Source organism: Microbacterium hibisci, assembly GCF_015278255.1.
GTDB lineage: Bacteria > Actinomycetota > Actinomycetes > Actinomycetales > Microbacteriaceae > Microbacterium > Microbacterium hibisci.
The window spans coordinates 507,677-519,682 of the sequence record NZ_JADIJC010000002.1 but is presented as its reverse complement, the minus strand read 5'-3'; the positions used below and the strand labels follow the sequence as shown (position 1 = coordinate 519,682).

General features: G+C 71.0%; 9 protein-coding genes. 2 read left to right on the top strand and 7 right to left on the bottom strand.

Features of this window, described 5'->3' with window-relative positions:
- Nucleotides 1-76: 76 nt before the first annotated feature.
- Genes IM770_RS06420 through gabT form a run of 6 tightly spaced genes read right to left on the bottom strand, consistent with a single transcriptional unit; the run spans nt 77 to nt 6,811 of the window.
- Complete coding sequence (locus IM770_RS06420; protein ID WP_203580296.1) at nt 77-1,441, bottom strand: NAD-dependent succinate-semialdehyde dehydrogenase; 1,365 nt, start codon at nt 1,439-1,441, stop codon at nt 77-79.
- A 40-nt stretch (nt 1,442-1,481) separates the two neighbouring features.
- A complete protein-coding gene (locus IM770_RS06415) occupies nt 1,482-3,050 on the bottom strand; it encodes an APC family permease (RefSeq protein WP_239065802.1) in 1,569 nt (522 codons plus the stop codon).
- Nucleotides 3,047-3,931, bottom strand: coding sequence for a universal stress protein (locus IM770_RS06410; RefSeq protein ID WP_203580295.1), 885 nt, complete (start codon nt 3,929-3,931; stop codon nt 3,047-3,049). Before IM770_RS06410 ends, IM770_RS06415 begins: the two co-directional genes overlap by 4 nt.
- Nucleotides 3,928-5,307, bottom strand: a complete 1,380-nt coding sequence (locus tag IM770_RS06405; protein ID WP_203580294.1) for a flavin monoamine oxidase family protein — start codon at nt 5,305-5,307, stop codon at nt 3,928-3,930. Before IM770_RS06405 ends, IM770_RS06410 begins: the two co-directional genes overlap by 4 nt.
- The gene (locus tag IM770_RS06400) at nt 5,304-5,450 is read right to left on the bottom strand and encodes a hypothetical protein (protein ID WP_203580293.1); all 147 of its coding nucleotides are present in this window, start codon (nt 5,448-5,450) and stop codon (nt 5,304-5,306) included. Before IM770_RS06400 ends, IM770_RS06405 begins: the two co-directional genes overlap by 4 nt.
- Nucleotides 5,450-6,811, bottom strand: coding sequence for a 4-aminobutyrate--2-oxoglutarate transaminase (gene gabT, locus IM770_RS06395; protein ID WP_203580292.1), 1,362 nt, complete (start codon nt 6,809-6,811; stop codon nt 5,450-5,452). The genes IM770_RS06400 and gabT overlap by 1 nt, the downstream gene beginning before the upstream one ends.
- Nucleotides 6,812-6,903: 92 nt before the next feature.
- On the opposite strand from gabT, the gene IM770_RS06390 reads away from it, so the two are divergent.
- The gene (locus IM770_RS06390) at nt 6,904-8,445 is read left to right on the top strand and encodes a PucR family transcriptional regulator (protein ID WP_203580291.1); all 1,542 of its coding nucleotides are present in this window, start codon (nt 6,904-6,906) and stop codon (nt 8,443-8,445) included.
- 242 nt (nt 8,446-8,687) lie between these two features.
- Nucleotides 8,688-10,103, top strand: coding sequence for an NAD(P)/FAD-dependent oxidoreductase (locus IM770_RS06385; protein WP_203580290.1), 1,416 nt, complete (start codon nt 8,688-8,690; stop codon nt 10,101-10,103).
- A gap of 280 nt (nt 10,104-10,383) precedes the next feature.
- On the opposite strand, the gene IM770_RS06380 is transcribed toward IM770_RS06385, so the two are convergent.
- A complete protein-coding gene (locus IM770_RS06380) occupies nt 10,384-11,862 on the bottom strand; it encodes a helix-turn-helix transcriptional regulator (RefSeq protein ID WP_239065801.1) in 1,479 nt (492 codons plus the stop codon).
- Nucleotides 11,863-12,006 lie beyond the last annotated feature (144 nt).

Sequence of the window (12,006 nt, the reverse complement as noted above, 5' to 3'; positions counted from 1 at the left end):
TCAACGACCGAGACCACCGGCCGTTGAGCGAGCGAGGAACGAGCGAGACGAAACGCCTGCGACTCGCGAGGAGACCTCAGCCGGCGATGCGGATGAGCTTCTTGTTGACGAACTCGTCGGCGGCCAGCAGGCCCATCTCGCGCGAGGTGCCCGAGCGCTTGACGCCGCCGAACGGCAGCTCCGGCGAGTCGGCGAGCACGATGTTGACGTAGACCATGCCGGCGTCGATCTTGTTCGCGATGCGCTCGGCCTGCTCGGGGTCGGTCGTGTACACGTACGAGCCGAGGCCGAAGCTGGTGTCGTTGGCGATCTTCACCGCCTCGTCCTCGTCGGCCACCTTGTAGACGACACCCGCGGGGCCGAACAGCTCCTCGCGGTACACGTCCATGTCGGCCGTGACGTCCGTGAGCACGGTGGGCTCGTAGAAGGCGCCGTCGCGCGTGCCGCCGGCGACGAGCCGCGCGCCCTGCGAGACGGCGCGGTCGACCTGCTCCTGCAGGCGCTCCGCCGCCGCGAGCGACGACAGCGGGCCGAGGACGGTGTCGTCGGCGAACGGGTCGCCCATCTTCGACGCCCGCATCGCCTCGGTGAACTTGTCGAGGAACTGGTCGTACAGACCCTCCTGCACGATGAAGCGCTTGGGCGCGTTGCAGGACTGTCCGTTGTTGTCCATGCGCGCCTCGACCGCCGCGGCGACCGTGGAGTCGAGGTCGTCGGTGGAGAGGACGATGAACGGATCCGAGCCGCCGAGCTCGAGGGCGACCTTCTTGAGGTTCTGTCCGGCGAGGGCGGCGACGGCCGATCCCGCGCGCTCGGATCCCGTGACCGACACACCCTGCACACGCCGGTCGGCGATGATCGTCGCCGCCTGGTCGTTCGACGCGTACACGTTGGTGTACACGCCGTCGCCGAGTCCGGCATCGGCGTAGATCTGCTCGATCGCCGCGGCGGACTCGGGGCACTGGGGCGCGTGCTTGAGCAGGATCGTGTTGCCCACCACGATGTTCGGGGCGGCGAACCGGGCGACCTGGTAGTACGGGAAGTTCCACGGCATGATGCCCAGGAGCACGCCCAGCGGCGTGCGGCGGATCACCGCGGTGCCCTCACCGAGGATGTCGATCGGCTGGTCGGCCGTGACCTTCTCGGCGTTGTCGGCGTAGTACTCCGTGATGTCGGCAGCGAAGTCGACCTCGGCGACCGCCGCCGACAGCGGCTTGCCCATCTCGCGCACGATGATCGCGGCGAGCTCGTCGCGACGCTCGCGGTGCAGCTCCGCCACCTTGCGGAGGCCGGCCGCGCGCTCGGCGACCGGCTGGTCGCGCCACGCGCGGTAGGCGGCATCCGCCCTCGCGATCGCGGTCTCGAGAGCCTCGTCGGTGATGGTCGGGTAGGTGGCCAGGGTCTCTCCCGTGGCCGGGTTGACGACGGCGTAGTCGGTCATGCTTCCTCTCCGTTCGGATGGATGGTGGACAGTCTGCCGGTCAGCGGCGAGCGCGTCGAAGGCTTTCGGGCGCATCGATACCGAGTGTCTCACCGCGGAAGAACGCCGGACGCTTGATCGCCTGCCAGATCATGATGACAACGCCGGCGAGGATGATGGTCACGCCCAGCACGAACACCAGGCCGAGGCCGAAGATGCTCGAGCCGCTGCCGTACGCCGGGTCCATCGAGTCGATGAGCGTCGTGACGAACAGCACCGCGAGGATGGCGCCGCCGACCAGCGGGAACAGGAACGTGAAGAAGAAGCTCCGCGCCGAGTCGAACCACTGCTTGCGGAAGTACCAGACGCACGCGAACGCGGTCAGCCCGTAGTAGAAGCAGATCATCATGCCGAGCGACAGGATCGTGTCGGTCAGCACGTTCTCGCTCACCACGCGCATCACGGCGTAGAACACCGACGCGACGATGGCCGAGACGACGGTCGCGTAGCCCGGCGTGAAGAACCGCGGGCTCACCCGGGCGAACTTCGACGGCAGGGCGCCGTAGTGCCCCATCGCCAGGAGCGTCCGCGCCGGGCCGACGGCCGTCGACTGCAGAGAAGCAGCCGAGCTCGAGAGCACCGCGAGCGACACCAGGAACGCCAGCGGTCCGAGCACGGGGTCGGAGAGCGCGAAGAACACGTTCGCCGAGATCTCCTCGTTCGCCAGGCCCAGCGGTCCGTCGCCGACGCCGGCGAACATCATCAGGCCGATCGAGATCAGCAGGTACAGCGCCACGACGATGACGACCGTGAGCATCGCCGCGCGACCCGGGGTCTTCTCGGGGTTCTTGGTCTCCTCGTTCATGGTGAGGACGACATCCCATCCCCAGAAGATGAAGATCGACAGCGACAGGCCCGCGGCGAACGCGCTGAACGTCGGGACCTCGAACGGGTTGAACCACGACCACGAGAAGGCGGTCGGGTCGGGCGCCTCGCCGTCGACCGCCTTGACGATCGCGACGACCGCGAAGAGCACGAGCACCACGACCTGGAAGCTCACCAGCACGTACTGGAACTTCTGCGTCGTCTGCATGTCGCGGTACGACACGAGCGTGGCGCCGAGCATGAACAGCAGGCACACCACGACGTTGATGAACGGGTTGAAGGCGAGGTTCGCGATCTCTTCGTTGCCGGTCAGCTGCGAGATGAGGAGGAACAGGAACTCCACCGCGATGCCCGCGAGGTTCGACAGCACGATGACCGTGGCAGCGACGAGGCCCCATCCCGTCATCCAGCCGATCCACGGCCCGAAGGCGCGGACGCCCCACGTGAACGAGGTGCCGGAGTCGGGCATCGCCCGATTGAGCTCGCGGTAGCCGAATGCCGTTAACAGCATCGGGATGAAGCCGACCAGGATGATCGCCGGCACCTGCGTGCCGACGACGGCGACGGTCGGGCCGAGCGACGCGGTCAGCGTGTACGCCGGGGCGATGGTCGAGATGCCGATGACGACGGCGCCGATGACGCCGACCGCACCGGCGCTCAGGCCCTTCTTCGACAGCTCGCCGGCGTGCGAGCCGGCGGCGGGAGCCAACGGCGCGCCGGCCGCGGAGTTCTGGGAGGCGCTCATGCGCGTTCTCCTTCTTTGCCGTGCGTGCGGGGCACCACGACCATCGGGACGGGAAGCTCGTGCAGCATCTTCGCTGCGGTCGAGCCGAGGAACAGGCGCCGGGGCTGGGCCAGCCGGCTGGAGCCGACGACAGCCAGCTCGCCGGGCTCCCAGGCGAGGTGCGCGACGGCGTCTTCGATGCTGTCACCGCGGGCGACGACGACGTCGGCGTCGATGCCGTCGGGCAGGGCGTCGAGGGCCTTGCCGAGCACGTCGTCGGCATGGGCGGCACCCGCGATGCGGATGACCCCGGTGTCGACGGTGGCCGGCAGGTCGACCGACACGAGCGACAGCAGACGCAGCTCGGCGCCCATGCCCGTTGCGAGGGCGATGCTCTCGTCGAGCAGCGCGCTCGCGCCGGGGCGCGTGCCGATGGCTGCGGTGACGCGCGTCACCGCGGTCGCCTCGTGGCGTCGCGACCCCTCGGGAGCCAGCACGACGGGAACGTCCGAGGAATGCAGCAGCTCGTTGGCGACCGTTCCCAGGCGGTGGCGCCCGCGCAGTCCGCCGTTGGCGGCGCCGACCACGATGTGCGACGCGCCCAGCTCGTGCGCCGCGACGATCAGGCCCTCGGCGAAGGAATCGCCGAACCGCACGTGCGTCGCGTGGGCCACGGCATCCGGAATCGTCGTCGACGCGTCGGCGAGCCAGGACTCCGCCTGTCCCACGAGGTAGCGGTCGTAGCCGGCGTCCGGCGGGGTGATGACGCTGCGGTCCTCGCCCGGGAGCACGAGCACCAGATCGAGCGGGGCGCGCAGGGCCGCCGCCAGACGCGAGCCGACCGCGACCGCGTCGGCGCCGGCCTCCGTCGCGGTATAGCCGACGACGATGCGCGCGCTCATCGGCGGGCCGCCTCGACGATGTTCGCCGCGACCAGGCGACCCATGCGGATCGCGCCGTCGACGTGCTGGTAGCCGGCGCCCGCCATGTCGCTGCACGCGAAGTGGATGGGGCCGACGGGGGTGCGGAGGTCGGCGCCGTAGCGCGCGAGTCCGCCGAGGTCGAAGCTGGCGGCATACGCGCCGCGGGTCCACTCCTCGGCGCCCCAGTCGCTCTCGAAGTACACCAGCGGGTTCTTCGCCTCGGGACCGTAGTAGTGCGACAGCGACTCGAGGATGCGCTCCCTGCGCTCCTCCGCCGACACGCGGAACAGGTCGTCGGCGTTGCGGTCCGACACGAAGCCGACGAGCGTCCCGCGCTCATCGCCGTGGTTGGTGTTGTCGTACGCCTCGTGCGAGATCTCGTACGGGCTGAAGGCGGTGCCCGAGAGGCCCTGCTCCCGCCAGAACGGGCGGTCGTAGACGGCGTGCACCTTGATGACGAAGCCCATGGAGATGTGCTGGTGCATCTGCTGCTTGAGGCGCGGCAGGGCGGGCTGGAACTCGATCCAGGGGTAGAGGATCGGCGCGTGCGCGAGGATGACGAAGCGCGCGCGCACCTCGAGCCCGTTGTCGGTGACGACCCGCACGCCGGTCCCGTCGCCCGTCGAGGGGTCCGACCAGTGCACCTCCGTGACGGGCTGGTCGAGGATGACGTCGTCGCCCAGGCGCTCGGCGAGGAGCAGCGGCACCTGCTGCAGGCCGCCGACGACCCGCTCGTCGAGGATGAAGTCCGCGTCCACGAGGTGCGAGAAGCTCCCCGCGCTGGCCGCCATGAGGAGTGCCTGCAGCGCCGAGAAGGCGTAGGCCGGCTTGGTGAGCATCGCACCGGCGATGAAGAGCGCGATGTTGTCGCGCGCCTCCTGGTCGTCGGTCTGCCCCTCGAGCCACGCCTCGAACGAGATGCGGTCGAGCGCCTCGGCATCGGGGTGCTCCCACGGCTTGTCGGGGTCGATCTGCGCGACGAGCCCGTCGAGCACCTCGATGAGCCGGACGATCTCCTTCTCGGTCTCGGGCGCGACCGGGAAGATCTCGCCCGTGAAGCGCGTGAGCTCGCCGTCCTTGCCGATGTAGACCGACTCGCCCTCGCGGTAGCGGCTGTAGGTCTCGAGACCCAGCTCGGCGAGGGTCTCTTTGAGCGCGTCCTGATCGGGCGAGACCCACTGGCCGCCGATCTCGAGCATGGCACCGTCGACCACGTCGGTCCACAGGCGCCCGCCCACGCGGTCGCGCGCCTCGAGCACGACGACCGAGAGGCCGGCCTTCTTCAGCTCGTTGGCGGCGGTCGTGCCGGCGGCGCCGGCGCCGACGATGACGACGTCGCGGGTCAGCTCGGTCATTCGGACTCCTTCGTCAGTGCAGAGGTGCGGTCCTTGAGCCTGTCGAAGGCCCGCGACGGGTGGGCCGCTTCGACAGGCTCAGCGACCGGGTGGAGGTGGATGCCGCGACCGGCGCGGGTGCGCCGGGCCGCGGCATCCGTCATCAGTTGGCGGCGAGTGCTGCCGCGACGACGTCCAGGCCCTCGTGGAGCAGGTCGTCGGTGATCGACAGCGGCGGCAGGAAACGGATCACGTTCCCGTACGTGCCGCAGGTGAGCACGATGACGCCCTGTGCGATGGACGCCTTCGCGACCGCGGCGGTGAGCGCGGCATCCGGCTCCCCCGTCGCAGGGTCGACGAACTCGGCGGCGATCATCGCACCGTGGCCGCGCACGTCGCCGATCCGGGGGTCGGCCGCCTGCAGCTCGCACAGTCGCCCCGTGAGGACAGTCCCGATCTCACGAGCCCGCTCGATCATGCCGTCGTTCTCGAACACGTCGATCGCGGCGAGCGCAGCGGCGCACGCGATGGGGTTGCCGCCGTAGGTGCCGCCGAGGCCACCCGCGTGCGAGGCGTCCATGATCTCGGCCCGGCCCGTCACGGCCGCCAAGGGCAGGCCCCCCGCGATGCCCTTGGCGGTCGTGATCAGGTCGGGCACGATGCCGAACACGTCGCTCGCGAACATCTCGCCCGTGCGAGCGAAGCCGGTCTGGATCTCGTCGGCGATGAAGACCACGTCGTTCGCGCGACACCACTCGACGAGAGCCGGCAGGTACCCGTCCGCCGGAACGATGAAGCCGCCCTCCCCCTGGATCGGCTCGATGATGACGGCGGCGAGGTTGTCGGCGCCGACCTGCTTCTCGATCATCGAGATGGCCTTCTTGGCCGCCTCGGCGCCGGTGAGGCCGTCGCGGTACGGGTACGACAGCGGTGCGCGGTAGATCTCCGACGCGAACGGACCGAAGCCGCTCTTGTAGGGCATCGACTTCGCGGTGAGCGCCATCGTCAGGTTGGTGCGGCCGTGGTAGCCGTGGTCGAACGCGACGACCGCCTGCTTGCCGGTGTACTTGCGGGCGATCTTGACGGCGTTCTCCACCGCCTCGGCGCCCGAGTTGAACAGCGCGCTTTTCTTGGCGTGATCGCCCGGCGTGATGCGGTTGAGCGCCTCGGCCACCGACACGTATGACTCGTACGGGGCGATCATGAAGCAGGTGTGGGTGAACTGCGCGACCTGCTCCTGAACCGCGGCGACGACCTTCGGGTGCGCGTTGCCGATCGTGGTGACGGCGATGCCGGAGCCCAGGTCGATGAGCGAGTTGCCGTCGGCGTCGACGACGACTCCCCCGCCCGCGGCGACGGCGTGCACCGGTGCGGTGTGGCCGACCCCGGCGGCGACAGCGTCGGCCTTGCGGTCGATCAGCTGCTGCGAGCGAGGACCCGGGATGCTGGTGACCAGGCGGCGCTCCTGCGGAAGCGTCGGGCCGCCCAGGGGCGTGCTGGTGAGGGTGTCGGCTGCGCTGCTCATGGAGGGGAGCGTATGCCGCCGTACAGAGGGCCCGCACCCTCCCCCGCGTACATTGTGTCGGCCCCGCTGTACGGCCCGTACACTCGAGCACCATGGACGCCGACGCCCCCACCCTCCGCGCGCTGCTCGCCCGCCGCGACCTGAAGCTGTCGCTCGCGGCGGACGACCTCGACGCCGGCGCGCTGGACCGCGCGATCCGGTGGGTGCACAGCTCGGACCTCGCCGACCCCACTCCGTTCCTGTCCGAGGGGCTCGTGCTGCTGACCACGGGCACGCAGTTCCCCTCGGGCGACGACCCGGATGCCGATGCGCCGGAGCCGTACCGCGCGTACGTCCAGCGCCTCGCGGCGCGCGGTGTCGTCGGCCTCGGCTTCGGGACCGAGGTGGCGCGCGCCGGCATCCCACCCGCCCTCGTCGACGCCTGCCGGAACGCGCGGATGCCCCTCTTCGAGGTGCCGTATCGCACTCCGTTCATCGCCGTGGCCCGCGCGAACGCCGAGGCGATCGCCGCGGAGGCCTACGCGCGCCGCAGCTGGGCGCTGGCCGCGCAGCGCGCGATCGCCCTCGCCGCGCTCCGGCCCGACGGACTGGGGGCGACCGTGGCCGAGCTCGCCAAGCAGCTCGACACCTGGGTGGGCATGTACGACGCGGCCGGCGAGCTCGCGCGCGAGCATCCCGTCGGCGGCCTCGGCGCGGAGACGGCGGCGGCCCTGCAGCGCGAGGTCACCGGTGTGCTGCACCGCGGCGCGCGCGCCGGCTCGTCGCTGCACATCGGCGAGACGCCGTTCTCGCTGCAGACCCTCGGCCGGGGCGGGCACCTGCGCGGCGTGATCGCGATCGCCGCCGGAGATCTCGACCAGGAGGGCCGCGTCGTCGTCACCGCCGTGATCGCCATGGCAGGTCTCGCACTCGAGCAGCAGCAGGGCCTGGGCCGCGCGCGCAGCGCGCTTCGGGCAGGTCTCGTGCAGTCTCTGCTCACCGGCGACCCGGCCCTCGCCCGGCGCACCTCGCGCGAGCTGTGGGGGCCGCTCCCCTCCGCCCCGGTGGTGGTGGGGGTGACGGATGCCGCGGCCGCGCGCGTGGACGGCATCGCCGAGCTGCTCGAGCTGTGGGCCGACGAGAAGCGGGGTGCGCTGTTCTTCGGTCGCGGCGAGGACGGGCTCGTACTGGTCGTGCCGGCCGGCGACCGCTCGTGCGTCGACGAGCTCGTCGACCGCTTCGACGTGCGGGTCGGCCTGTCGGAGCCGTCGGGGTACGACGGCTTCGCCGCGGCCCTCGGCCAGGCGCGCGTCGCGCGGGACCGTGGCGTCCGGCCCGTCACCGAGTTCGGCGAGGTGGCGCGCTCGGGCGTCCTCTCCGCACTGACGGACGAGGCGCGCTCCCTGGCCCGCGCCGAGCTCGCGCCGCTCTTCGACCACGACGCGGCCCAGGGCACCCGTCTCGTCGAGACCCTGCAGGTGTGGCTCGACGAGGACTGCTCGCACGAGGCATCCGCCCAGTCCCTCGGCGTCCACCGTCACACGGTGCGCACGCGGCTCGCCCTCATCGAGCGCGTACTCGGCCGCGACCTGTCGTCGTTCGCGACGCGCGCCGAGCTCTGGGCGGCGCTGCGCGCCCTCGATCCGTCGGCCTGATCAGGTCGCGGGGCGCGGTGCCTGGCGCCTCGCGCCGTGCGTCGCGCGGCGCGCCGGGCGCGACTCGCGCTGCGCACGCCCCACGCCACTCGTGTGAACCGGAAGTTCGCCACCCCACTCGACCTTCGTGAACCGGAGGTTCATCGTCCGAAAACAGATGAGCGCACGGACAGTCCGACGCGCGCGGCATCCGAAACAGTCCGTGTCGGACCGCCCGACCGCCGCCGGGGCAGGATGGGCCCATGACCGCACGGCCGGGCACGTACCCACAGGACGCCCAGGTCCGCAACGGCGAGGTGTCGTGGTGGTGGCGCAGCCTCGGCGGCGCGCCGGCGTCGCGTGCTCCCCTGCCGGGCGACCTCGACGCCGACGTCGCGGTCGTCGGCGCCGGCTACACCGGACTCTGGACCGCCTACTACCTCAAGCGCGCCCAGCCCGACCTGCGGGTCGTCGTGCTCGAACAGCGGTTCGCGGGCTTCGGCGCCTCCGGCCGCAACGGCGGCTGGCTCACCAACACGGTCACCGGCGGCCGTGAGCGCTACGCCGCGACCCACGGCCGCGACGCGGCGATCGCGCAGCAACGGGCGCTCAACGACACCGTCGACGAGGTCATCGCCGTCGCCGCGCGCGAGGGCATCGACGCCGACATCGTCAAGGGCGGCGAGTTGGAGATCGCCAGGACACCCGCGCAGCTCGCGCGCCTGCGGGCGAGCGCGGCCGACGAGCAGTCCTGGCCGCACACGGATGTGGAGATGATGGATGCCGGGGCCGCGGCATCCCGTCTCCGCATCGCCGGGGCGCTCGGCGCCGTCTGGCACCCGCACTGCGCGCGCATCCATCCGGCCAAGCTCGTGCGCGGGCTCGCCGACGCCGTGGAGCGGCTGGGCGTGCCGATCTACGAGCAGACGCACGTCCGCCAGATCTCGCCGGGCCGCGCGGCGACCGATCGCGGCACCGTGCGCGCGACGCACGTGCTGCGGGCCACCGAGGGCTTCACCCCCGACCTGCGCGGCGAGCACCGCACGTGGCTGCCGATGAACTCGTCGATGATCGTGACCGACCCGCTGCCCGCGTCGTTCTGGAGCGCGGTCGGCTGGGAGGGCCGTGAGACGCTCGGCGACTTCGCGCACGTCTACATGTACGCCCAGCGCACGGCCGACGACCGCATCGCGTTCGGCGGCCGCGGGGTGCCGTACCGCTACGGCTCGCGCGTCGACACCGACGGGCGGACGCAGCAGCGCACGATCGACTCGTTGACGCAGCTTCTGCACGAGTTCTTCCCGGGTGCCGCCACCACCCCGATCGCACACGCGTGGGCGGGTGTGCTCGGCGTCTCGCGCGACTGGGCTGCGACCGTGGCGCACGACCGGCCGACGGGTCTCGGCTGGGCGGGCGGCTACGTCGGCACGGGTGTCACCGCGACGAACCTGGCCGGCCGGACGCTCGCCGATCTCGTGCTCGAACGCGACACCGAGCTCACGCGACTCCCCTGGGTCGGACACCGCGCGAAGCGCTGGGAGGTCGAGCCGCTGCGCTGGACCGCCGTGAACGCGATCTACAGCGCGTATCGGCTCGCCGACCGGGTCGAGGCATCCGCCTCCTCCTCCCGCACCGCGTGGCCCGCGCACGTCGCCGACTGGGTCGCCGGCCGCCGCTGACCCGGGCACCGGGCGGGCGCAGCGCGGCGCAGCGGCCGACCGCTGCACTCTCCTGCGAGTGCTGCGTCGATCTGTGCAGCAGTCGCAGGAAACCGCCGCACTCGCACCCGGGACAGCCGCACCCGCACCCGCGAGCGCCGCCCCGCCGAGCGCTCTGTGCCTTCGAATCGCGCACTTTGCAGTTTTCACCGGTCGCGGACTGCAAAGCGCGCGATTCGAAACCGCCGGGGAACTCTCGCCGGGTCGCAGAGCTCACAGCGAACGAGGGACGCGGCCGAGCTCAGCGCGGGGCGTGCGCCTCGAGGAACTCGTACAGGTCGGTGGTGTCGACGCCGGGGAACGACCCGGTGGGCAGCGTCGCGAGCAGGGTGCGCGGCGTGCGCACGTTCGGCCATGCCTGCTCCCGCCACGATGCCTCGAGCTCGGCGGGCGCACGGCGGCAGCAGACCTCGACCGAATGCTTCGACACCCCGCGGTTGGTCGTGTCGCGCCCCAGGAACCACTTGGTGTCGTCGAAGCGCACGCCCACGCTGATCGAGTGGGCCCCCTCGCTCGACAGCTCGACGCGCGCGGTGCACCAGTACGTGCCGTTGCCGGTGTCGGTGTACTGGTAGTACGGGTTGAAGTGGTCGTCAACGTCGAAGACGACGCGCGAGGTCCACTTGCGGCAGCACATCTGCCCCTCGATCGAGCCGAGGCGGTCGGTCGGGAAGTTGACGTCGTCGTTCTCGTAGACCTTCGTGATGACGCCCGACTCGTGCACCTTCAAGAAGTGCACCGGCAGGCCGAGGTGCACCGTCGCGAGGTTGGTGAAGCGATGCGCCGCCGTCTCGTACGACACCGAGTAGGCGTCGCGCAGGTCTTCGATGGAGATCGAGCGGTCCTTCTTCGCCTCCTGCAGGAACGGCACCGCGTGGCCCTCGGGGATGAGGAGCGCCCCGGTCAGGTAGTTCGTCTCGACCCGCTGCCGCAGGAAGTCGGCGTACGACGTCGGCTCGCGGTGGCCGAGGATGCGGCTCGACAGCGCCTGCAGCACGGCCGTGCGCGGGTCGCCCTTCGTGGTCAGCCGACTCGACAGGTACAGCCGGCCGTTCTTCATGTCGGCGACCGACCGCGTTGTCTGCGGCAGGTCGGGCACGTAGTGCAGCGTGAAGCCCAGGTGGGCGGCGATGTCGGATGCCGTCCGCTGAGTCAGCGGACCGCCGGGGTGGTCGACGGCGTCGAGGATCCGCCGCGCCTGCTCTTCGAGCTCGGCGAAGTAGTTGTTCTGCGTGCGCATGAGCTTGCGCAGGGCCACGTTCGCGCGGCGCGCCTCTTCGGGGGTCGCCGCGCGCTCGTCGCGCAGCCGCTCGATCTCGCCCTGCAGCGCCAGCATGGCCTTCAGCGCCTCGGTGGGAACGGTCTTGCCGATGCGGAACGGCGGGATGCCGAGCGCCTGGAACGTCTGCCCCCGCATGGCGCGCTCGAGCGAGATCTCGAGGGTGGCGCGCTCGTCGAGCGGCTCGGATTCGAGGATCGCGTCGATCGACGACCCGAGCGCCCGCGCGATCGCCTGCAGCAGCGACAGCCTCGGCTCGCGCCGCCCGTTCTCGATCATCGACAGCTGGCTCGGTGCGCGCTCGACGGCCGCGGCGAGCTCTTCGAGCGTCATGCCGCGATCGGTGCGCAGCTGCCGGATGCGGCGGCCGATGGTGAGCGGATCCACCTCATCATCGTCCGGGACTTCACCACGCAGATCGGAGGTCAACGTCGTCGTCATGGCGCGATTCTGTCACGAAAGCAGAAATATCCGAAAACTTCACACCTGAATCCGTCGGGTTGATGCAGGAACTTCACCGCAGAGTGGTTCCACGACCTACCGACGATCGACGCAGAACGCGGATCACGGGATGCCGCGACCCGA

What these genes read in the sequence shown, in the direction of transcription:
- IM770_RS06420 (WP_203580296.1), bottom strand. Translation starts at nt 1,441, where the DNA reads ATGACCGACTACGCCGTCGTCAACCCGGCCACGGGAGAGACCCTGGCC.
- IM770_RS06415 (WP_239065802.1), bottom strand. Translation starts at nt 3,050, where the DNA reads ATGAGCGCCTCCCAGAACTCCGCGGCCGGCGCGCCGTTGGCTCCCGCC.
- IM770_RS06410 (WP_203580295.1), bottom strand. Translation starts at nt 3,931, where the DNA reads ATGAGCGCGCGCATCGTCGTCGGCTATACCGCGACGGAGGCCGGCGCC.
- IM770_RS06405 (WP_203580294.1), bottom strand. Translation starts at nt 5,307, where the DNA reads ATGACCGAGCTGACCCGCGACGTCGTCATCGTCGGCGCCGGCGCCGCC.
- IM770_RS06400 (WP_203580293.1), bottom strand. Translation starts at nt 5,450, where the DNA reads ATGACGGATGCCGCGGCCCGGCGCACCCGCGCCGGTCGCGGCATCCAC.
- gabT (WP_203580292.1), bottom strand. Translation starts at nt 6,811, where the DNA reads ATGAGCAGCGCAGCCGACACCCTCACCAGCACGCCCCTGGGCGGCCCG.
- IM770_RS06390 (WP_203580291.1), top strand. Translation starts at nt 6,904, where the DNA reads ATGGACGCCGACGCCCCCACCCTCCGCGCGCTGCTCGCCCGCCGCGAC.
- IM770_RS06385 (WP_203580290.1), top strand. Translation starts at nt 8,688, where the DNA reads ATGACCGCACGGCCGGGCACGTACCCACAGGACGCCCAGGTCCGCAAC.
- IM770_RS06380 (WP_239065801.1), bottom strand. Translation starts at nt 11,862, where the DNA reads ATGACGACGACGTTGACCTCCGATCTGCGTGGTGAAGTCCCGGACGAT.